The sequence below is a fragment of the Syntrophus sp. (in: bacteria) genome (assembly GCF_040768185.1).
GTDB lineage: Bacteria > Desulfobacterota > Syntrophia > Syntrophales > Syntrophaceae > Syntrophus > Syntrophus buswellii.
This window is the reverse complement of record NZ_JAXGNC010000011.1, coordinates 1-21,670: the sequence shown is the minus strand read 5'-3', so window position 1 is coordinate 21,670 and position 21,670 is coordinate 1. Positions and strand designations below refer to the sequence as shown.

The window sequence follows — 21,670 nt, the reverse complement described above, 5'->3', positions numbered from 1 at the left end:
GTGGACATTATACAACATATAGTATATATGATCAAAAATTTACACTACATAAAGGGATTTTAGCCCTTACAGCAAAGGGGAATGCCGTTGAACGCCATGAGGCTCTACAGAGTAACAGATGTCATGCGCAAAAAGGTACGTCGCATTCATTTCGTCGGGATCGGCGGTATCGGGATGAGTGGAATTGCCGAGGTCCTGTTGAATCTGGGCTATGCCGTCAGCGGATCGGACCTGAAAACTTCGGACACCACCGAACATCTTGTTGCGCTTGGCGCTGCGGTGTTTCAGGGGCATCAGGCCGCTAACCTGGGCGATACCGATGTGGTGGTGACCTCAACGGCGGTCCGGCGGGACAATCCCGAGGTGCTGGAGGCGCATCGAAGGGCGATTCCCGTCATACCCAGGGCGGAAATGCTGGCGGAGCTGCTGAAGATGAAAGTGTCCATCGCCGTATCGGGGAGTCACGGCAAGACGACGACCACCTCGATGATCGCGACGGTGATGGCCACAGGCGGGCTGGATCCAACCATGGTGATCGGCGGAAAGCTGGGCAGCATCGGGAGTAATGCCCGGATGGGCCACGGGGACTTCATCGTGGCCGAGGCGGATGAAAGCGACGGCTCTTTCCTGAAACTGTCTCCGTCTCTGGCCGTCATTACCAATATCGACCGGGAGCATCTCGATTATTACCGGGACATCGAGGACATCAAGACCGCCTTTCTCCAGTTTGCCAATATCGTTCCCTTTTACGGATCCGTCGTTCTTTGTCAGGACGATCCCAACGTCAAAGCCATCCTTCCGGACATCAAGCGGAAGACGCTCACATACGGCCTGGAGCCGACTGCGGACTACCGGGCGGAGGATATCCGCTTTAACGGGGGAACGACGGAGTACAAGCTCTATTGCCGAACGGAATGTCTGGGAAATGTGGAGCTTTCCGTCCCGGGTCTCTTTAACGTTTATAATTCCCTGGCCACGGTTGCGGTGGCAAGGGAACTGGAGATGACCATGGCGGCCATCCGGGAGGGGTTGAAAAGTTATGTCGGCGTGGGCCGAAGACTGGAGATCAAGGGAAAAGAAGCCGGAGTCACCGTTGTGGATGACTATGGCCATCACCCCACGGAAATCAGCGCGACGCTCGCGGCGGCGAGACAGGTATGGAAGGACAGGATGATCGTGGTGTTTCAACCCCACCGTTACACGCGGACCCAGGCCCTTTTCCGCGAATTTCTGGGAGCCTTTACTGAGGCGGATCTTCTGATCGTGACGGACATCTATCCCGCCAGCGAGGATCCCATTGAAGGGGTGACGGCGGCTGCTCTTTGTGACGGCATCCGCTCCTTCACCCGGCGCGAAGTGCTCTACATGCCTGGTTTTGAAGAAATCACGAATTATCTGCTGTCCATCGTTCAGCCGGAGGATCTGGTCATCACCCAGGGCGCGGGAAGCGTCAATTCCGTGGGGATGTCCCTGTTGAACCGACTGAAGGAGGTTAAAAAATCCCGTGCCGCTTGACGCCTCTTTCAAAGAGCAGTTGACATCCTGTGTTTCGGGCCCCGTCCTCTTTGATGAACCCCTGGGCCGTTATACGTCCATGGGAGTGGGGGGGCCTGCGGACGTCCTGGTCTTCCCTCAGAATCGGCAGGAGCTGGCTCATCTGCTTTCCCTCCTTCGGAAAAGCCGGGTGCCTTTTCTGGCCCTGGGCAACGGGACCAATCTGCTTGTCCGGGATGGAGGGTACCGTGGGGTTGCTGTCTCTCTGCAGGGGCTCAAACAACTGTCCTGGGTGCCAGGTGCCGAAGGGAAGGTGCGGGTCCGGGCCGAAGCGGGGGTCGCCCTTGCGGCGATCGTGCGTCTCTGCCAGCGGGAATCCCTGACCGGCATGGAGCTCTGCGCCGGCATCCCCGGTAGTGTCGGTGGGGCGGTTCGAATGAATGCCGGGGCCTATGGGATCGAAATGAAGGACGTGGTGGCGGAGATTGCCGTTCTGAATGAGCACCAGGAGCTGGAGACCCTGTCCCGGCGGGATCTCTCCTTTGAGTACCGTCGCCTGGTTCTTCCTGATGCCGCTGTGATCGTCAGTGCCGAGTTCGTTCTGTCTCCGGGCAACCGGGAAGAGATCGCGGCGAAGATTGAGGAAATCCTTTCCCTGCGAAAAAGAAAGCATCCGCTGAACCTGCGCAATGCGGGTTCCATCTTTAAAAATCCTCGAAGTATGCCTGCCGGGCGGCTGATTGAGGAAGCCGGACTGAAGGGGACACGCCGGGGAGATGCCATGGTTTCTGAACTGCACGGCAACTTTATCGTCAATCTGGGGCATGCCCGGACTGCCGAAATTATGGATCTGATGGAAGAGGTCAGGATTCGGGTAAGAGACTGCCGGGACGTCCATCTGGAAGCCGAGGTCCAGATTGTCGGAGAGGATGGATGAAGAGGGCTTTCAGAAGAAAGCTGGAAGCAAGAAAGTATCGGTTGAAACGTCGCGGCAGAACCATCTTCCTGGACATGACCCGGTCGATTCTGCTGGTCTGTGCGGTGATGGTCATCGGCGTTCTGCTGATCTTCGTTTACAACTTCACCATCAGCGCACCCTGTTTCCATATACGGGAAACAGTCGTTCGCGGGTGCCGGGAAGTCACGGAAAAGGAAGTGCTTCGTCTCAGTTCGGTAACGTCTTCACAGAGTCTGCTGGCGTTGAATGAAGAAGCCATTTTGCGGCGGATCACAGCGAATCCCTGGATAAAGACGGCCACGATCGGCCGAGAGCTGCCGGACCGCCTCGTGCTTCAGATTGTTGAGCGTTCCGCCGTCGCCGTGATTCGACAGGATGCCAATCTTTATCTGATGGACCGGGAAGGCGTTATCTTCAAGAAGCTGGGAAAGAACGATGAAATCGATCTTCCTGTGCTGACGGGTCTTTACATTCAGGGCAAATTGAACGAGTCGCTGCTGAAGAGCGCACTGCGCCTGTTAGGCGATCTTGCGGTTTCCAAATCGTATCCAACCCTTGAGCGGATATCGGAGATTCAAGGCAATGAGGTTCTGGGGCTTTCGGTTTTTACCGACAACGGACTGTGCCTTGTCCTCGGGTTTGACGGCTATGGGGACAAATTGCAGCGCCTGTCTCCGATTCTCGAGGATCTGGAACGGCGTCCCCTTGGTGGAGGGTTCTTCCGGATCGATTTGAGAAATCCCCTGAAAGTGACTGTTTCCAGGAGAAATATCCCCGCTCCCGCAGGGACTGCAAATCTGCGGAAGGAATACAAGCTGTAGCGCAATCGGAAGATCGGATCGGCATCACATCTATCAAGAAAGGTGGACGGAATACATGGGTATGCAGGGAAATGTCATCGTCGGATTGGATATAGGCACGACAAAGACCTGTGCCATTGTCGGAGAAATAACAGATACGGGAATTGATATTATCGGCATTGGTTCGCATCCCTCGGACGGATTGAGAAAAGGGGTCGTGGTCAATATCGACAGCACGGTAGAGGCTGTCAAAAAGGCGGTTGAAGAGGCTGAGCGCATGTCCGGGTGTGAAATCGGATCCGTTTTCACGGGAATCGCCGGCGGGCATATCAAGGCGCAAAACAGCCTCGGCATTGTAGCAGTCAAGGGGCGGGAGGTCGGAAACGATGATGTGGAGCGGGCCATCGAAGCGGCCAAGGCGATCGCCATCCCCTTGGACAGGCAGATTCTCCATACCCTTGCCCAGAGCTATGTTGTGGATGAACAGGACGGGATCAGGGACCCTGTGGGCATGTCCGGGGTCAGGCTGGAGGCCAAGGTCCATGTGGTGACCGGTTCAGGGACCTCCATACAGAATATTGAGAAATCCGTCACCCGTGTCGGCCTGGACATCAACGACATCGTCCTCGAGCATCTGGCGGCCAGCCAGGCCGTTCTCAGCGATGATGAGCGGGATCTGGGAGTGGCTCTGCTGGACATCGGAGGGGGCACGACGAACATCGCCGTTTTTGGTGAGGGGAGTATCCGCCACACGGCGGTGATTTCCGTCGGTGGAAACTATGTGACCAGCGATATTGCCACGGGCCTCAGGACGCCCCTCAATGAGGCGGAAAAGATAAAAATCGACTTCGGCTGCGCCTATCCGCCTATGATTTCCAAGGAGGACACCATTGAGGTTCCCAGCGTGGGGGGAAGAGAGCCCCGTTCCGTATCGCGGCAGATTCTGGGACGGATCATTGAAGCGCGTGCCGAAGAAATTTTGACCATGGCGTATAAAGAGATCGTTCGTTCCGGCTATGAAGATGTTCTGGCCGCGGGCGTCGTGCTGACCGGTGGGACATCCCTCCTGGACGGCATTACGGAGCTGGCGGAGCAGATTTTCAATATGCCGGTCCGGAGAGGGTATCCCAAGGGCATCGGGGGGTTGACCGATGTGGTGAACAGCCCCATGCATGCAACGGGGGTCGGCCTTGTCCTGTACGGCAGCAAGAATCTATCCAAGATCGTTGTGAGGAAAGGCGATAAAGGGAATGCGGGGGACGCATTCGCCAGATTCAAAAAATGGTTATTAGAATTCTTCTAGGGGGGAATCATGTTTGAATTGTCAGAATCATCAAATTTCAGTTCGGCAAAGATCAAGGTCGTTGGTATCGGTGGTGGTGGTGGAAACGCAATTAATACCATGATTCGCTCCAACCTTCAGGGGGTTGATTTTATCGTAGCCAACACAGATGCGCAGGCCCTTGGGCAATCGCTCGCATCCGTGAAAATTCAGCTGGGCGAGGAGGTCACCCGGGGTCTTGGGGCCGGTTCGAATCCGGATGTGGGGAAAAGGGCCGCCATGGAGACTCGGGACCTGGTCCGTCAGCACATGGAAGGGGCGGACATGGTTTTTGTAACCGCCGGCCAGGGCGGTGGCACGGGGACAGGGGGAGCTCCCGTCGTGGCTGAAATTGCCAAGGAGCTGGGGGCCCTGACGGTAGCCGTCGTGACGAAGCCCTTTCAGTTCGAGGGCAAGAAGCGCAACAGCCAGGCGGATGAAGGCATTGATGACTTGAGAAGGATTGTCGATACCCTCATCGTGGTTCCCAACCAGCGGCTCCTGAGCCTGGGTGGAAGAAACCTCTCCCTTCTTGAGACGTTCAAAAAAGCGGATGATATCCTGTATCAGGCCGTCAAAGGGATTTCCGACCTGATCACGATTCCCGGGCTGATCAACCTGGATTTTGCCGATGTGAAAAGCGTCATGTCGGAAATGGGGCTTGCCCTGATGGGCACCGGTTCAGCCAGCGGGGAAAACCGTGCAGTGGAAGCCGCGCAGAGGGCCATTTCGTCGCCGCTTCTGGAAGACAATACGATCCAGGGGGCGCGGGGTGTGCTGCTGAACATTACCGGCGGTCCGGACATGACCCTCTTTGAAATCAATGAGGCCTCCTCGCTGATTCAGGCGGAGGCGCATGATGAGGCCAATATCATTTTTGGTACTGTTGTCGATGAATCCATGGGCGATGAGATACGGATTACCGTCATCGCCACCGGCTTCGAGGATGTTGGAAAGAAGCGCCAGGGCCTGGCCAATCTGGCTTCCCTGGGAGCGAACCGCAATCGCGACATTGCCGTCCCGGCGTTCATGCGCAAGAGCGCTTCCGGTAACAGCGATATGAACGTCATCCGGATGGGGCTGATTGACGATACGGAGGATCCCGACCTGGAAATTCCAACATTCCTGCGGCGCCAGGCGGATTGATCCCGGGTTGCATCCCACAAGACCGGCAAGGCGATCCGGACGCAGCCAGGGCTTTGACAGGGGGCTACCCGGAAGCCGATTGCGGGATTCAGAGCCATTGACCGCACACATGCCGGGAAGGAGAAATCGCCGCAGCGGGAATCATGCGGATCTGGTATTGCCATGTCCTGGAAGCAGCACAAGAGGGATCAACAGCTTTTAGCGCAGGAGAAAGGATACTGCCGGAAGGCCTGGGGAGACAAGTTGACGGTCTGTCTCGCCTACCCGAATGCTTACCGCATCGGAATGGCAAATCTCGGCTACCAGGCGGTCTACAGCCTTCTGAACGATCTGCCTTTCTGCCTTTGCGAGAGGGTCTTTTTCTCTCCACCGGGAGAAGGCGATGCACCCCGGGGGAAGAGTCCGGTTAGCCTGGAATCCCAGAAACCCCTGAAAGAATTTGATATTATCGCCTTTTCCATCCCCTTTGAAAACGATTATCCCCATGTGCTCGCCCTGCTCGCGGGGGCTGGAATTTCACTTCAGGCCTCGCTGCGCAAAGATTTCGAGCCGCTGGTCATGGCCGGGGGGATTGCTGTAACCCTCAATCCCGAGCCTTTGAGTTCGTTCATTGATCTTTTCCTCATAGGGGAAGCGGAAGAGGCGCTTCCTGAATTGGCCGCTCTGTACCGGGAAGCCTTGATTCAGGGTCCGGATCGCCGGGAGCTCCTTTTTGACGTACAGCGGCGTGTGCCGGGCGTTTATGTCCCTCAGCTTTATTCCGTTTCTTATCGGCCCGATGGGACGCTGGAGGATGTTCAGCCCGTTGATTCCTCACTGCCCCGGAAAATCCGGAGACGATGGGAAAAGGACCTCTCCGCGTTTCGAACCGATCAGGTCATTTCAACACCGGGTTCAGAATTCGGCGATCTCTTCCTGGCGGAGGTAAGCCGCGGCTGTGCACGGGGATGCCGCTTCTGTGCCGCCGGGTTCGTGTACCGGCCCGTCCGCTTTCGGCGAAAGGAGGCCCTTGAACCCTCTTTCGTTCGGGGTATTTCCGAAGGAAAGAGAATCGGTCTGCTGGGCACGGCGGTTTCCGACCATCCCCAACTGGCCGATCTGTGCCGCTGCGTTCTGGAAGGGGGAGGCACTTTTGCCCTCAGTTCGCTGCGCATGGATCGAGTATCTGCGGAAATGGCCGGTCTGCTCCGGGAATCGGGGGTGGAGACCGTGGCGCTGGCACCGGAGGCGGGAACACAGCGCCTGCGGGATGTCCTGAACAAGGGAATTTCCGAGGATCATATCTTTTCTGCCCTGGAGCACCTGGTTCAACAGGGTATCCGGCAAATACGCCTGTACTTCATGGTCGGGTTGCCGACGGAAACCGAGGCGGACATCGAAGGTCTCATTCGTCTTACGCGGAAAATCCGCCACCAGGCCCTCCAGCTTTCAAAGGGGAAAAAACCCTTCAGGCGGATCACCTTGAGCGTCAATCAGTTCATTCCCAAGCCTTTCACCCCTTTCCAGTGGCATCCCCTGGAGGAGGTGAAGGACGTTAAAAAAAAACTTCGAAGAATCAAAAAGGCCCTTCACAATGAGGGGCCCGTGCAGGTTTTTCACGATCTCCCCAAATGGAATTACATTCAGACGCTGCTCTCCCTGGGGGATCGCCGGGTCGGCCAAATCCTCGCAGAGGTTCATCAACTGGAGGGCAACTGGTCCCAGGCACTGAAAAAAGTTCCTCTCAATCCGGATTTTTATGTCTACCGCCCCAAGGGCCTCTCGGAATTCCTCCCCTGGGATTTCATCGATCACGGGATCGACAAGGCTGTTCTGATTCGTGAATATCGGAAGGCATTATCGGAATATCCCTGAAATCTGCAGAAAATCCCCGTGAGCGTCCGCGCCGCCCCGCCTGCCCTTTTTCTTTCAACGATTTCGTGACAAAACCGGTTCTCTCGTTTATAAAGGTGTTGAAAATTTTGAGAAAGAAGGTGGCTCCACCTCGGAGGCCGCGCCCGTGCAGACCGCAGGGCGCACAGGAGGCGCTGTCGGAGCGCTGTTCTTGCAGCCCGGACAGAGACCCATCCCGAAACCTGGAAAAAATCTCTTCAGGATGGAATCTGAATGCTTCAATATTCAAGAAAAACATGATAGTAAACGCAATGTCCGCTTTTTTATGAATGAGAGCTTGAAACATTTTCCCTGCCGGCTTCTGGTGTTTCGCGTCGAGAATCGGAACTATGCCCTCGACATATCCTTTGTGCAGAGGGTGGTTCCCATGGTCGAAATAACGACGCTGCCGGGATCGCCTTCGGTTGTTGCCGGGGTCGTCAACATACGGGGCGGGATCGTCCCGGTCGTTTCCCTTCGCCTGTGCTGCGGTCTTCCGGAGCGAGGCCTGAAATTGAGTGATCGTCTGATTGTTCTGCAGCTTGAGCGACGGATGGCAGCCCTTTGGGTGGATGACGTTCTTGGATTGCAGGAATGCAATGAAGGGCAGTGGACCGCTGCGGAGGAGATTACACGTTCGCTGAAGTCCGTCGAGGGCATTGTCAAAAACGGTGAGGAACTCCTGATCTTTCAGAATCCGGAAAGCTATCTCTCCCCGAAGGATCATGATCTTCTGGATTTGGAACTGCTGCAATTCTCATAGAGGGGCATGGACCGGTTGATTTCTGATGAACAATGGCGGCAGTTGACCCAGTGGATCACCCTCCAGATGGGGCTGCACTTTCCGCAGGATCGTCTGCCGGACCTGAAGCGGCGCCTGTTGTCGGCTGCGGGGGAATTCTCTTTTGGCTCCATCGAGCCGTTCGTCTCCTGGCTGCTTTCCACAAAGCTGACGCGGCGGCAGGTTGAGATGCTGGCCGGCTATCTGACGATTGGAGAAACCTATTTTTTCCGGGAAATGATCAGCCTGGAGGCGTTGGAAAAATATATTCTTCCGGAGTTGATCGCTTCCCGCCGGCGCATGAAATATCTGAGGATCTGGAGCGCCGGCTGTGCAACGGGTGAAGAGCCTTACACGCTCGCCATCCTGCTGCAACGCCTTATTCCGGACATTGAAAAATGGCGGATCACCCTGCTGGCTACGGATATCAATGCGCGTTTCCTGGAAAGAGCCGCCCAGGGAATTTACCGGGAATGGTCGTTCCGCGGTAGTTTCCAATGGCTCAAGGATCAGTATTTTACCAGGACGATGGACGGCAGCTACCGGATTTCAGACAAGATCAGGGAGATGGTCACCTTCAATTATCTTAACCTGGCTTCGGATCCTTATCCTTCGCTCTTCAACAACACGAACGCCATGGACATCATCTTCTGCAGGAATGTCCTGATGTATATGGAGCCCGCGCTGGCGAAAAGGATCATCCAACGGTTCCACCGGGCGCTCATTGATGGCGGCTGGGCCATTCCCAGTGTCACGGAAGGCTTTCATCTGCTCTCGACTTCATTTGTTTCGGTCACCTTTCCCGGGGTGATTCTCTACCAGAAGGAGGAGAATCGGGGAGGAGAACTGGCGCTCTATTCCCCCTGGAATGCCCCTGAAGAGGGAATGGCGGCAAACGGCCCGTCCGGTTCCTTGAGCGAGCCGTCCGTTCCGCCGGGGGATGCGACTGTTTCCGCTGCATTGTGGAGTGCGGATCCGCTCTTGGAACGGAATGCGCCCCTTCCTCCTGAACTTCCGGTCGGGGAAACGGCTGCCGAGGAAGCAGAGGAATGCCCCTGTGAAAAGGCCCTGCACCTTTTCCGGGAGGGAAGCCACCGGGAATGCGAAGACATCCTGAAGGCCTTTCTTGAGCAGAATCCGGAACATTTCCAGGGGTATGCACTGATGGCCAGGCTTTATGCGGATTCGGGGAATCTCCAGGAAGCCCGAACGGCGTGTGAAAAAGCACTTTCAATTCATAAGCTTGATCCGGGCTGTCACTATCTCCGGGCTGTTATTCTCATTGAGCAGAAGGCCTTTGATGAAGCGGAGAAGGCCCTTCGTTGCGCCCTTTATCTGAAGCCGGATTTTGTTCTGGCCCATTTTACCCTGGGCAGCCTTGCCCGGCAAAGAGGGCGGATCACCCTCTCGTCGAAGCATTTTGAACATGCCCTTTTGATGCTGCAGAACTATCAGCCGGAGGATATCATCCCGGAATCCGATGGGGTGACGGCCGGGAGGTTACGAGACATTATCGTGATGGCGGAGATGCAGAGTTTCTTCCCACCGGGAGGATGATCTTTTCTTTAAGTGAGGGGCGATTTGGCGGAATCGAGGCAATCCAAGGACGCTTCACCGGTTACGGACGGGGAAGACATTAAAAGAATTCTGAAGGAGCGCGCCCTGCGCCTGGCGAAAGAGCCGGAGGCATCGGCTCAATCCGTTCCCTGCCTGGAGGTCCTTTCCTTTATGCTGGCAGGGGAGCGGTATGCCATCGAAGCCCGGTGCGTCACCGAGACGATGCCGCTTCGGAATTTGACGTATCTTCCCGGGTTGCCCGGTTTCATCCTGGGAATCGCAAATGTCCGGGGGCGGATTCTGTCCGTCATGGACATTAAAAAATTTTTCGATCTTCCTGACAGCGGATTGACGGACCTCCATAAACTGATTGTTGTCCGTCATGGAACGATGGAGGTGGGGATTGTTGCCGACGGCCTTCTGGGCATCCAGGAGATTCCGAAGGATTCCCTGCAGCCATCCCTCCCGACCCTGACCGGCGTTCGTGAAAACTATCTGGCCGGTGTCACGGATACGGGTACGATTGTGCTGCAGGCGGAAAAAATCCTCTCCGATGACCGGATCCTGGTCAATGACGAGGGATGAGGCTATATAAAGAAAGGGGTACAGGCGAAAGATGAAGAGAAAACTGGGGACGAAGCTGCTGGCCGGTGGCCTTCTGGTTGTTGTCATTCCCTTGATCGTGATCGGCATTGCCTCGGTTTACAAGGCGACAGACAGCATTTCGTCTATTGCCCATGAAGAGATGCTGAATGTGTCCAAGGTATTGTCGGATACCATCGACCTTGGACTTTCGGAGGAACTGCGCCTTGCCCAGGCGATTTCACTTTCCAACAGTGTTGTGGCTGCCGCGGAAAAGGTGGCAGAGGCCGGCAGAGAGGCAAGCGGGAGTGAAATCGCCCTCGCTCAGCGCGAACTCGGCAAGATACGGGAGGCCGCCGGCGACCGTTATGATACGATCGTCCTTTTCGGGCGGGACGGGCTTGTCTTTGCCGACGGTGTCAAGGGAAGGGATGTCGGAATCAATGCCTCGGACCGGGAGTACTACCGAAAGGCCCTTCAGGGCCAGTGCAACCTCGGCGATGTGGTCAAATCCAAAGCGACCGGCAATCTCGTCTGCATGGCCGCCTGCCCGATTTTCTCGGGAAGGAATCAAAGAATCATCGGTGTGGCGAGCTGCATGATCAATGTCACCCACCTGATGAATATGGTGAACAGGGTAAAAATCGGTCAAACCGGCTATTCCCTGCTGGTGGACAAAGAGGGTTACATATTGGCGCACCCCGTGAAGGAGAACATCCTGAAGCTCAACTACAAGCAGGTCAAAGGTTTGGAGCACATGGTGGAAAAGGTCGCGAATCAGGAAACCGGGGTGGTGGAATATCAATTCGAGGGCATGGACAAGGTGCTTGCCTTTTCGAACATGAAAGTTGCAGGCTGGACGGCGCTCACGACGATATCCCGGTCGGAGCTGCTCAAGCCGGCGATCTTTACAGGCAACCTGATCGCTGGCGTAGGGGTCGTCTCTCTGCTGATCGCTGCCGCTTTTTTCTACTTGTTTTCGAGGAGTTTGACCCGTCCGCTGGAAAAAGTCGTTTCAGCGGCGGAGCAGATTGCTGAGGGCGATCTCAGTGTTCAGATTTCGGACGAGAACCGTCAGGATGAAATCGGGGTGCTGGCGCGGTCGTTCATGAAGATGACCCAGTCTCTCCAGGAAAAAGCCGAGCTGTTCCAGCAGATCGCCAACGGAAACCTCACGGTAACGGTGAAAACCCCGTCGGACAGAGACGTGATGGGCAGGGCCTTTGCCGCCATGGTCGCCGCGATGCGCGGCGAGATGCAGGCCATCCGGGAAGCCGTCAATGTCATCGCCTCTTCGGCCAGTCAGATTTCCGCCTCGACCACGGAGCTGGCCTCGGCGGCCGGTCAGACGGCGTCAGCAGTCAGCGAAACCACATCCACCGTGGAGGAGGTCAAGCAGACCGCCCATCTGTCCACACAGAAGGCAAAGTATGTCTTTGACAGCGCCCGGAAGGCCACGGATGTTTCTCAGCAGGGCCGGAAGGCCATCGACCTGGCCGTAGAGGGAATGACTTTCATTCGGACCCAGACCGACGCCATTTCCGAAAGCATTATGAAATTGAGCGAACGCAGTCAGGCCATCGGGGAGATCATCGCCTCGGTCAACGATATAGCGGATCAGTCTAATCTGCTGGCCGTCAATGCGGCCATCGAAGCGGCCAAGGCGGGCGATCAGGGAAAAGGCTTTGCCGTCGTCGCACAGGAAGTGAGAAACCTGGCGGAGCAGTCCAAGCAGGCGACCGCGCAGGTGAGGACCATCCTGAACGAAATCCAGCGGGCGGTCGGTGAGGCGGTCATGTCGACGGAGCAGGAGATCAAGGCTGTTGAGACGGGGATGAAGCAGACCTCCGAAGCGGGGGATTCTTTCCGCCGCCTGGCGGATACCATTGAAGAATCGGCTCAGGCAGCGACTCAAATTACGGCGTCCAGCCAGCAGCAGCTCGTTGGAATGGATCAGGTCGTGCTTGCCATTACGAATATCCATCAGGCCAGTTCACAGAACGTTGCCGGGGCGAAGCAGGTGGAAAATGCCGCTCAGAATCTCCATGATCTCGGTCAGCAGCTCAAGCAGCTGATCGACCGGTACAGGCTCTAATCCGGGTAAGGCGCCATGGTAACCAAGCAGGAAGCCTTTTTGAAAAAGCTTATGGGCACCTTCCGCGTCGAAGCCGCCGAGCATCAAAAAACGATTCTGGCGGGGCTGGCGGACCTGGAGTGGCGCCAGGATTCGGAACGGCATCCTGAGATCCTGGAGACCATCTTTCGGGAGGCTCACAGTCTGAAAGGAGCCGCCCGTGCCGTCAACTGGGATGAGATTGAAATTCTCTGCCAGGCGCTGGAAAATGTCTTCGCCGCCCTGAAAAATGACTCCCTGCGGGCGACACCTGCCCTGTATGACGTTCTCTATGAGGCAATGGATATCCTGGAGCGGATCCTTGCCTCGGAATCTCCCGATTCCCGGGCGCTGGAGGCGTCCCTCGTCTCGCAGACGGTTTTAAAACTGGACGACGCGGCATCCGGCCGGTTACCGGAGCGGAAGACGGAAGAAGCGCTGGAGGAACCCGAGGATCATTGTGAAGAGGAACCAACCAGCCGGGTGTCCCCTCTGCCCGACACGGCCACGGAAGGGGCTGCGGCCCCCGCCGAAGGGAGAGGATTGGCCGAGGACACGGTGAGAATCCCGACGGAACGGTTGAACCACCTGTTCCAGCAGGTGGAGGAACTCTCTGTTTTTAAAGGTAATATCCGGGCCAGGTATGCCGATCTGCAGGACCTGGAGCGGAAGCTCCTTGATGTGGCCTTGGAGGGGACCAGGACTTCCGCGGAAGTCAGAAAAGTGTGGCATGCCCCGGGACACGCGGAGGGGGCTGGCATTGACGGCAAAGCGCTCCCGTTTTTTTCGAAAATGATCAATTTTCTTGAAGAAAACGAGAAGCGGTTGTCATCGCTGGAGCATGAGTTCAAGGCCGCCTCTCGAGCTCTTCAGCAGAATTCTTATGAATTCAGCGGCAGGATCGATCATCTTCTGGAGGACATGAAGATGACCCTCTTTCTGCCCTTCTCCTCTCTGCTGGACATGTATCCTCATGTCGTTCGACGTTTGGCCCGGGAATTGGGCAAGGAGACGGAGTTCCTGGTCGAGGGCGGAGGCATCGAAATCGACCGGCGAATCCTGGAGGAGATGAAGGATCCCCTGATACACCTTCTCAGAAATGCCGTTGATCATGGAATCGAAACGCCGGAAAGGCGGCTGGAGAAGGGGAAGCCGGCGTCGGGGAAAATCAGGCTGTGCATTTCATCGAAGGAAAGCGGGAAGGTGGAGATCCTGCTGCAGGATGATGGAGCCGGGATCCGCCGGGACAATGTCCGGGGGGCTGCCCTGAGGAGCGGCCTGCTTTCCCGGGAGGAGGCGGACAAACTGACCGGGGAGAATGAGCTGAATCTGATTTTTTTCTCCGGACTGTCCACGGTACCCATTCTGACGGATGTCTCCGGAAGGGGGCTTGGGCTGGCCATTGTTCGGGAAAAGGTGGAAAAACTCGGAGGCTCCATTTCCGCGGAATCCGCACCGGATCAGGGAACAGCCATCCGGATCATCCTGCCGAGGATTCTGGCGACCTTCCGGGGTATTCTTGTTGAGGCAGGCAGGCAGCTTTTTGTTCTTCCCACTGGAAATGTGGAACGGGTGGCGCGAATCCGCCGTTCGGAGATCAAGACGGCGGAAAACCGGGAAACCGTCCGCCTGTATGACAGGACCCTGTCCTTTGTTTCTCTCGGGCCGGTATTGGGCTTTCCCCAGGCCGTCGATGCGGTGCAGCAACGGGAACATGTGGAGATTGCCGTGTTGAGCTCCGCCGGCACAAGCCTTGCGTTCGGCCTGGACCGGATCAGGAATGAACAGGAATTCCTCCTGAAGCCCCTGGGGGGGCCGCTTGTGCGCGTGCGAAATATCGCCGGGGCGACCATACTGGGAACCGGCGAGGCGGTTCCGGTGCTGAATGTGGCTGACCTGATCAAGTCCGCCATAAGGCAACTGGATTCGGGAGGATCTTCAGGGCCGGCGCCCGGACGGGAGAGCACCGAGGAATCTCAGCGGCTGTCGGTTCTCGTCGTGGAGGATTCCATCACATCCAGGACGCTTATTCGCAATATTCTCGAATTTGCCGGCTATCGGGTCATGACGGCGGTCGATGGAATCGACGCCCTGACGATTCTGCGGACGGAGTCCGTTGATCTCGTGGTTTCCGATGTGGAAATGCCCAGGATGAACGGATTCGATTTAACGGCCCGGATCCGGGCGGATAAAAAACTCGCAGACATGCCGGTGATCCTTGTCACGGCCCTGGAATCGCGGGAGGACAAGGAGCGGGGAATCGATGTCGGCGCCAATGCCTACATCGTCAAGAGTCGTTTTGATCAGAGCAATTTGCTGGATGTCATCAGAAGAGTGGGATAATCGAGGTATCGGAGAATGCCTTTCTGTGAGGACAACAAAAACATTTCCGTCCTGATTGTGGAGGATTCCCCCGTGGTTCGGGATCTGCTGATTTCCATCCTGGATTCCGATCCGCAGATCCGCGTCGCCGGGGCCGTGGAAAGCGGTGAGGAGGCCCTCAGGGAGGCGAAGCGCCTTCATCCCGACCTGATCACCATGGATGTCATCCTGCCCGGCATGGACGGGCTTGAGGCTACCCGCAGGATCATGGAGGAAGTCCCCACCCCGATTCTTATCGTCAGCGCGGCGTGGGTCAGCACCGAGGTGGAAAAGACGTTCCGGGCCATTGAAGCGGGGGCGCTGGCGGTATTGGAAAAGCCGTCCGCCTCTTCCGTCGGCATCGATGTTCGGGCGCGGGAGCTGATCCGGGCCGTGAAGGTCATGTCCGAGGTCAAGGTTGTGCGTCGGTGGGCGCGGAATTCCAGGGGTGAAGCAGCCCTGACCGTTCCGGATGACCTGGATGTCGGGAAAGTGGTTCAACAGCCGTTCGATGTTGTGGCCATAGGCGCATCAACGGGGGGGCCGACGGTTTTGAAAACGGTCCTGTCGGGATTGCCCGAAAACTTTCAGGCGCCCATCCTCATTGTGCAGCATATGACCCAGGGTTTTATCGGCGGGTTTGCAGACTGGCTGTCCCGGGCCTCTCATTATCCCGTCTCCGTTGCCGTCAACGGCCAGGAAATCCGTCCGGGTCACGCCTATGTCGCACCGGACGGCCTGCATATGGGGGTGAATGGCTTCGGAAAGATTGTCCTGGCGAGAGGCGAGCCGGATCACGGGCTGCGCCCTTCCGTGTCCCATCTCTTCCGTTCCGTGCTTCGCGCCTATGGGAAGAACGCCGCGGGGGTTCTGTTGACGGGAATGGGAAGAGACGGGGCTCACGAACTCAAGGCCATGAAGGACAAGGGGATGCTTACCATCGCACAGAGCAGGGAGAGTTCGGTCGTTTTCGGGATGCCGGGAGAGGCCATCGGAATGAATGCGGCGTCATATATTCTGCCTCCGGAAAAGATCGCCCGGATGCTGAAAAAACTCAACGCGAAGCAGCCACCCGCGGATTTAAGGGGCGTGTTCAGGCGGCCAGGGGAAGCGAATCAGGATTGCTGAGGCTGTTTTATGGAACGCACCGTGGGGTGGAGACAGGAGCCGTCAAGATGAAGGAGAATCAGGAAAAAGCGGTGGACCGGTTCAAGATCGCCACCTACAACGTTAATTCCATTCGATCCCGTCTCCCTATCGTGCTCTCCTGGCTCGAGGAAAACCGGCCCAATGTCTTCTGCATGCAGGAAACGAAAGTGGCGGATGACCGTTTTCCTGCCGGCGCCTTTTCCGATATCGGCTATTCCATCGTTTTTCGGGGAAATAAACAGTACAACGGCGTTGCCGTGGCTTCTCTGGGCGATCCTGAAAACGTGCTGCTCGGTTTGGAGGCAGGAGGGGAGGAGGCCGACGAGGATCGGTTGATTGCCGTCCGCCATTCGGGCATATGGGTGATCAATACCTATGTTCCTCAAGGCCGGGGCAAGGAAAACCCTCAGTTTGCCTATAAGCTCCGCTGGTACGACCGCTTCAGGAGCTTTCTGGAGCGGAACTGGTCGCCGGACGATTCGCTGATCTGGTGCGGTGACCTCAATGTGGCCCCGGAAAGCATCGATGTCCATGACCCCAAGCGGCTTCTGGGGCATGTCTGCTTTACGCCCGAGGTGTGGGATGCCTTTGCCCGTGTGAAGTCCTGGGGGCTGGAGGACCTGTTCCGGAAGTTTCATCCCGGCGAGCCGCAGAGCTACACCTTTTTTGATTACCGCGTTCCCGGGGCGGTGGAAAGAAAACTGGGCTGGCGCATTGACCACATTCTTTCCACGCCTGGCCTTGCCCAACGCTGCAGTGGATGCGCTATCGACATGAATTCCCGGACGGCAGACAAGCCGTCGGATCATGTGGTCCTCTTTGCAGACTTCATGTTATGAAGGTCGGGCGGAAAGGGGCGGACGTGTGCCATGCCGGGTGAAAGCCGACCGACGCGGAACGGCAGGGAAGCGGGGCATGTGTCCATGAGCCGCGTCATGAAGCCGGTATCGTCATCGACAAGGAGCGTACCTGAAAATGAGGGCGCAAGAGTTTGTCGTACAAGAAAAGGGGGGAAGGAGCGGCGATATATGAGTGACATTTTGGATACGCTGAAAAAGAATGAAGAAATTGCCAGAAAATTTCTGAAGGTCGAGCTGGTGCTGAATCTGGCCAACACCCCCTCGAAATTGCTGGAAACGGTTCTTCGGGAGCTGGAAACCGAATTCAACATTCCCTACCGGTGGTTTACCCTTGTGCAGCACACTGGCAAGAATGATCTGGTTGCGCGCCTTGCCATGACGGAAAGCCTCAAGGAGCAGGTGGGTATTCTGGATGAGGCATCCTTCCTTGAAATTCTTTCCGGGAACACAGCCACCGTCCTTGCCAATGATAATCTCCGCCCCTTTTACAAGCTGTTTCCGAAAACACGGAAATACTTTCTTAAATCCATTGCCGTTGTTCCTCTGTTTCTGGACGGGGTTCTCATCGGCAGCCTCAATCTCGGAGACGCTTCTCCGGAGCGCTATTATCCGGGGATGGATACGAGCCTGCTTCAGCAGCTTGCCGGAAAGGTGTCGGAAAGGCTTGAACGGCTGCTTATTCCTCCGAGGAAGAAGTCCGACAGGTCCGGTTCATCCCTGGACTGTACGAGCCCGGATTCCGGGGCTTCAGAATCATGATGAGGAAGGTGATGATCACCAGGACGGCAAGATTGATCCGCCAGGCGTAATCGTAGGAGCCATACCGGTCATAGATCATTCCGCACAGCAGCGGACCGGCGCTGCCGCCGATTCCGGCTGCAAAAAAGGTCAGCACGCCATAGGTCGTCCCCAGCACGTCCGAACCGAAGCGATCGGCCAGAAGAATAGGCATCATCGGGGCGATGGATCCGTATCCGAAGCCGAAGAAAAAGGCGTAGAGAAACAGGGTGGTCGTGCTGTCGGCATTCATAAGGATGGCTGCACCGAGAGCCATCATGAAGAAACCGATGCTCGAGGCATATTTGGCATCGGATATCCGGTCGCTGAACCAGCCGAAGAAAAACCGCCCCAGGATGCTGGCCACCCCGAGAAATCCCAGGGAAGAAGCCGCCGCGATCCTGTTGACGCCCTGGTCGATTGCGAAGGCCACTTGATGAACAAAGATAGCCATCTCCGACATGACGGCCAGGCTGTAGCACAGTGCAAGGAGCCAGAATCGGGAGTCTCTGAAAACCCGGGCAAGGGAGGCTGCCGGCGCCGGCGTTCGGGAGAGGGCCGGTCCGTCCTTTTGCGTCGAATCCGGGGCCGATTCTGAACCAGCCTGCCCGGCTCCGGGGCATGATGTTCCTCCATCGTTATCGGGAGGCGTTTTCTTCATCAGCCCCTGTGCCAGACCCGCCACGCCGATCAGGATGACAAGCCCTAAAAAGATAAACCCCTTCCGCCAGCTTTCCTGGACGATATACCCCAGCAGGGGGGACAGAATCATGGTTCCCACCCCGATCCCCACGGACGCCGTTCCAATGGCCATGCCCCGGTTTGTCACAAACCATTTCCCTACCGAGGAGCTGCAGACGACCACGCCGAAACAGGAGGTTCCCGCTCCGCAGAGCAGTCCATAGGTCAGGTAGTACTGCCAGGGCGATGTCACAAAGGCCGTGAGAACCATTCCCGAAGAGGCGAGCATGGCGCCGATCATCATGATTTTCCGCGGAGCCATCCGATCCAGCAGATAGCCGGAAAGGATCCCGCCGATGCCATAGGTCAGGATCATCAGGGAGGCGCCCAGGGAAATTACGGAACGGGACCAAGAATATTCTAGGGACATGGGCTTCACAAAAATGCCGAAGCAGTAACGGGCTCCGTAATTGATCCCCATGATCAGAAAAGCACCGAGAACAACGTACCAGCCCCAGTAGAGATTCCGCCTTATACCCATGATGAAAGACCCCTTTCCTGCCCTGAAAGCCTGCGTGACGGGGCATCTTTAGGTTGGAAGCGCTGATTTGTCAATGAAAAAAGAGGTTTATTACGGAAACAGGCCTTTACCGCAGGTCCGATCCATGATAGAAAGAACGGAAGAATATTCCAATTCAGCAATGGAGGATGTTTCCACGGAACATCGAATAAAAACACAAGGGGGCAGGAAATCCCCTCCCGCAGACCGTTCGCCGGACTCCAAACCGCAGGTCAGAGGGCGAAGGCGAAGCGCCTCTTTATCCCGCCTGCAACCGTCCATCGAACCTGTTCTGAAGGGCGTCTTTTCCCGGATCGGTAAGCCGCCGGACAGGGAGTTTATCCCGGACGAATTTCAGCTTCAGGCCCTGGATGCCATTAAGAAAACCGACTGCCTGGTGATGGCGCCCACCGGTTCCGGAAAAACCTGGATCGCGGAGCAGGCCATTCTGTCCGTCTTCCGAGCGGGGGGACGATGCTGGTATGCCTCGCCGCTGAAGGCGTTGAGCAATGCCAAATGGGTGGAATTCAGCCAGCAATTCGGCGCGGAGCATGTGGGAATCCTCACGGGGGATACGAAGGAAAATCCGGATGCCCCCATTATCGTCGGGACAACGGAAATCCTTCGCAATCAGCTTTACGATGTGATGCAGCAGGGGGAAAACCTGCGCTGCGACCTGGTCATTCTGGATGAGGCCCATTATCTGGGAGATCGGGACCGGGGGGTGGTCTGGGAAGAGATCATGATCTACCTGCCCGTGCGTGTAAACCTGCTTCTCCTGTCCGCAACGATTGGGAATGGTGAGGAAATTGCCGCCTGGCTCTTCTCTCTTCGGGAAAAACCCTGTACCGTGATCCGGGAAGAGAGGAGGCCCGTACCCCTTTTTCCGCTTCTCCTCCATCCTTCGGGACGGGTGATGCCGCTCATGGAAGGAAGGAAATTGTACGGCAAGGTCGTGGAATACATCGCTGCCGGTAAGACGCGCAGAGGGGGTAAGTCAGCTGCTCCCCACATCGGGGATATCATCCGTCTGATGGAGGGTTACGACCTTCTGCCGGCCATCTTTTTTCTGAAATCCCGTTCGGAGTGCGATGCGGCCCTGAAATCCTGCACGCGGCTTGCCGGGAAGTCCGGCAGTGAGCGTTTTTTCTACGATCTTGAAGAGCTCCTCAGCCGTTTCCCCTTTCTGCGCCAGCACCGGCAGTTATCCTGCCTCATCGATTATCGGGTTGCCTCGCATCATGGCGGACAGCTTCCGGCATGGAAATTTTTTGTGGAGACCATGATGAAAAAGGGTCATCTGCGGGCCATTTTCGCGACCTCCACCGTGGCCGCCGGGGTGAATTATCCAGCCAGGACGATCGTCCTGTTCAATTCCGATCTCTTCAACGGACACGAGTTCTGTCCCATGAGCGGGACGGAGTTTCACCAGATGACCGGAAGGGCGGGGCGCAGGGGGCAGGACAATATCGGCTTCATGCTGGCGGTGCCGGGACGATTCATGGACCTGGTTCATGTCAAGAAGCTTCTCTTTCAGCCGCCGGATGAGATTCTCAGCCAGATCCGGAATGATTTTTCCATGGTGTTGAATCTTCTGCTGTCCCAGACTCCGGAAACGATCCGGGACATCTTTGAAAACTCCCTGGCTTCCTATCAGCTCCAGAAGCACAATTTGTGGAGGGAGTTCCTGCGGCATCTCGAATTTCTGAAATCCGAAGGATTCGTCGACTCTTCGGACCGGTTGACGGATAACGGCATCTGGGCGTCTCAGTTACGTCTCGATCAACCCCTGCTGATAGCGGAAGGCCTGAGGACTCAGGGTTTTCCCGAAAAGGATGAGAAGCTGCTGGCCGCCCTGGTTGCACCGTTCGTATATGATTCCGATCAGGAGATCCCCCTGGATAAGCGCAGGACCTCCCGCAAGCTGAGCCGGGCCTTTGCACGCCTGGTCCGGAACCTCGGTCCTTTGACGGAACGAATGACGGCCGCCGGATTCCCTGTTCAACCCCTCTATTTCTGGACAAGTGTCGCGGTGTATGCGTGGGCTTCCGGAGAAGACTGGGACGGCATCCTGGAGCTTCTGGGCGTGTCCGACGGAGAAATGGCCATGCTGATCCTGCGAACCGCGGACAATCTGAGGCAGATTGCCTCCCTGAGAGAGACTCATCCCGAAATGGCGGAATTGGCCGTCAAAGCCCGGGATGCGATTCTTAGGGAACCCGTCGTCTTCGAATGGGAGGGGTGATGGCTGGCCGTCATCAAAGAAAATTCGGCGGAGATTGATTTGAAGCTTGACATATTCCCCGTCATCAGGGTATAAGGCCAAATTCGCACGCAACGGAATTTTCCGTGCTGAAAATACATCCAACAGATATCCGGTTTGTCCCCATCGTCTAGAGGCCTAGGACACGGGCCTTTCACGCCTGTAACCGCGGTTCGACTCCGCGTGGGGACGCCAATAATAAAAACAGGGACTTAGGAGATTTTTCCGGTCCCTGTTTTCTTTTGCTTAAAATCAATTTCCAACCCTATTTCCAACCTCCAGTTTCAAAACTCCTCTTCTTGAAGTTAAAAAAACGATCCCCGGAATAAAAAGGCGGACCAAAACTAGCCCGTCAATCCGGTAAAGCAAGCCCAGGGGGGGAAATTGAATCGCCGT

Annotated in this window: 16 protein-coding genes and 1 tRNA gene; 16 read left to right on the top strand and 1 reads right to left on the bottom strand. The window is 56.5% G+C overall.

Annotated features, from left to right (window positions below; translation table 11 throughout):
* The first annotated feature begins 123 nt into the window (after positions 1 to 123).
* From murC to AB3175_RS10835, 14 genes are all read left to right on the top strand, one after another.
* Positions 124 to 1,515 carry a UDP-N-acetylmuramate--L-alanine ligase gene (murC, locus tag AB3175_RS10900; RefSeq protein ID WP_367360972.1) on the top strand — a complete coding sequence of 464 codons (1,392 nt, stop codon included), beginning with the start codon at positions 124 to 126 and terminating at the stop codon, positions 1,513 to 1,515.
* Positions 1,505 to 2,431 carry a UDP-N-acetylmuramate dehydrogenase gene (murB, locus tag AB3175_RS10895; protein ID WP_367360971.1) on the top strand — a complete coding sequence of 309 codons (927 nt, stop codon included), beginning with the start codon at positions 1,505 to 1,507 and terminating at the stop codon, positions 2,429 to 2,431. The genes murC and murB overlap by 11 nt, the downstream gene beginning before the upstream one ends.
* Positions 2,428 to 3,273, top strand: coding sequence for a cell division protein FtsQ/DivIB (locus AB3175_RS10890; protein ID WP_367360970.1), 846 nt, complete (start codon positions 2,428 to 2,430; stop codon positions 3,271 to 3,273). The genes murB and AB3175_RS10890 overlap by 4 nt, the downstream gene beginning before the upstream one ends.
* A gap of 55 nt (positions 3,274 to 3,328) precedes the next feature.
* The gene (gene ftsA / locus AB3175_RS10885; protein ID WP_367360969.1) at positions 3,329 to 4,555 is read left to right on the top strand and encodes a cell division protein FtsA; all 1,227 of its coding nucleotides are present in this window, start codon (positions 3,329 to 3,331) and stop codon (positions 4,553 to 4,555) included.
* Between the two features lie 9 nt (positions 4,556 to 4,564).
* Positions 4,565 to 5,719: a cell division protein FtsZ gene (gene ftsZ / locus AB3175_RS10880; protein WP_367360968.1), complete on the top strand. Its 1,155-nt coding sequence runs from the start codon at positions 4,565 to 4,567 to the stop codon at positions 5,717 to 5,719.
* Positions 5,720 to 5,881: 162 nt separating this feature from the next.
* On the top strand, positions 5,882 to 7,573 hold the full coding sequence (locus AB3175_RS10875) for a radical SAM protein (protein ID WP_367360967.1): 1,692 nt from the start codon (positions 5,882 to 5,884) through the stop codon (positions 7,571 to 7,573).
* 316 nt (positions 7,574 to 7,889) lie between these two features.
* Positions 7,890 to 8,354, top strand: coding sequence for a chemotaxis protein CheW (locus tag AB3175_RS10870; protein ID WP_367360966.1), 465 nt, complete (start codon positions 7,890 to 7,892; stop codon positions 8,352 to 8,354).
* A 6-nt stretch (positions 8,355 to 8,360) separates the two neighbouring features.
* Entirely contained in the window at positions 8,361 to 9,929 is a 1,569-nt protein-coding gene (locus AB3175_RS10865) for a CheR family methyltransferase (protein WP_367360965.1), read from the top strand.
* A gap of 12 nt (positions 9,930 to 9,941) precedes the next feature.
* Positions 9,942 to 10,514 (top strand): chemotaxis protein CheW, encoded by a 573-nt coding sequence (locus AB3175_RS10860; RefSeq protein ID WP_367360964.1) that lies wholly within the window; start codon positions 9,942 to 9,944, stop codon positions 10,512 to 10,514.
* A gap of 31 nt (positions 10,515 to 10,545) precedes the next feature.
* Entirely contained in the window at positions 10,546 to 12,606 is a 2,061-nt protein-coding gene (locus AB3175_RS10855; RefSeq protein WP_367360963.1) for a methyl-accepting chemotaxis protein, read from the top strand.
* Between the two features lie 39 nt (positions 12,607 to 12,645).
* Entirely contained in the window at positions 12,646 to 14,967 is a 2,322-nt protein-coding gene (locus AB3175_RS10850) for a response regulator (RefSeq protein WP_367360962.1), read from the top strand.
* 15 nt (positions 14,968 to 14,982) lie between these two features.
* On the top strand, positions 14,983 to 16,113 hold the full coding sequence (cheB, locus tag AB3175_RS10845) for a chemotaxis-specific protein-glutamate methyltransferase CheB (protein WP_367360961.1): 1,131 nt from the start codon (positions 14,983 to 14,985) through the stop codon (positions 16,111 to 16,113).
* A gap of 47 nt (positions 16,114 to 16,160) precedes the next feature.
* Positions 16,161 to 16,973 (top strand): exodeoxyribonuclease III, encoded by an 813-nt coding sequence (gene xth / locus AB3175_RS10840; protein ID WP_367360960.1) that lies wholly within the window; start codon positions 16,161 to 16,163, stop codon positions 16,971 to 16,973.
* Positions 16,974 to 17,003: 30 nt separating this feature from the next.
* Positions 17,004 to 17,753, top strand: a complete 750-nt coding sequence (locus AB3175_RS10835) for a DUF484 family protein (RefSeq protein WP_367360959.1) — start codon at positions 17,004 to 17,006, stop codon at positions 17,751 to 17,753.
* Here AB3175_RS10835 and AB3175_RS10830 read toward each other — a convergent pair.
* Complete coding sequence (locus AB3175_RS10830) at positions 17,671 to 18,993, bottom strand: MFS transporter (protein ID WP_367360958.1); 1,323 nt, start codon at positions 18,991 to 18,993, stop codon at positions 17,671 to 17,673. The genes AB3175_RS10835 and AB3175_RS10830 overlap by 83 nt on opposite strands.
* A 124-nt stretch (positions 18,994 to 19,117) precedes the next feature.
* Between AB3175_RS10830 and AB3175_RS10825 the strand changes: the two genes are divergently transcribed.
* Together AB3175_RS10825 and AB3175_RS10820 are read left to right on the top strand one after the other, a co-directional pair.
* Positions 19,118 to 21,256, top strand: coding sequence for a DEAD/DEAH box helicase (locus tag AB3175_RS10825; RefSeq protein WP_367360957.1), 2,139 nt, complete (start codon positions 19,118 to 19,120; stop codon positions 21,254 to 21,256).
* Positions 21,257 to 21,393: 137 nt separating this feature from the next.
* Positions 21,394 to 21,469 (top strand) — tRNA-Glu (locus AB3175_RS10820).
* The last annotated feature ends 201 nt before the right edge of the window (positions 21,470 to 21,670 follow it).

Bases quoted from the DNA above. Each gene is read 5' to 3' on its own strand.
- murC (WP_367360972.1), top strand. From the start codon at position 124: ATGCGCAAAAAGGTACGTCGCATTCATTTCGTCGGGATCGGCGGTATC.
- AB3175_RS10890 (WP_367360970.1), top strand. From the start codon at position 2,428: ATGAAGAGGGCTTTCAGAAGAAAGCTGGAAGCAAGAAAGTATCGGTTG.
- ftsA (WP_367360969.1), top strand. From the start codon at position 3,329: ATGGGTATGCAGGGAAATGTCATCGTCGGATTGGATATAGGCACGACA.
- ftsZ (WP_367360968.1), top strand. From the start codon at position 4,565: ATGTTTGAATTGTCAGAATCATCAAATTTCAGTTCGGCAAAGATCAAG.
- AB3175_RS10875 (WP_367360967.1), top strand. From the start codon at position 5,882: ATGTCCTGGAAGCAGCACAAGAGGGATCAACAGCTTTTAGCGCAGGAG.
- AB3175_RS10865 (WP_367360965.1), top strand. From the start codon at position 8,361: ATGGACCGGTTGATTTCTGATGAACAATGGCGGCAGTTGACCCAGTGG.
- AB3175_RS10855 (WP_367360963.1), top strand. From the start codon at position 10,546: ATGAAGAGAAAACTGGGGACGAAGCTGCTGGCCGGTGGCCTTCTGGTT.
- cheB (WP_367360961.1), top strand. From the start codon at position 14,983: ATGCCTTTCTGTGAGGACAACAAAAACATTTCCGTCCTGATTGTGGAG.
- xth (WP_367360960.1), top strand. From the start codon at position 16,161: ATGAAGGAGAATCAGGAAAAAGCGGTGGACCGGTTCAAGATCGCCACC.
- AB3175_RS10835 (WP_367360959.1), top strand. From the start codon at position 17,004: ATGCCGGGTGAAAGCCGACCGACGCGGAACGGCAGGGAAGCGGGGCAT.
- AB3175_RS10830 (WP_367360958.1), bottom strand. From the start codon at position 18,993: ATGGGTATAAGGCGGAATCTCTACTGGGGCTGGTACGTTGTTCTCGGT.
- AB3175_RS10825 (WP_367360957.1), top strand. From the start codon at position 19,118: ATGATAGAAAGAACGGAAGAATATTCCAATTCAGCAATGGAGGATGTT.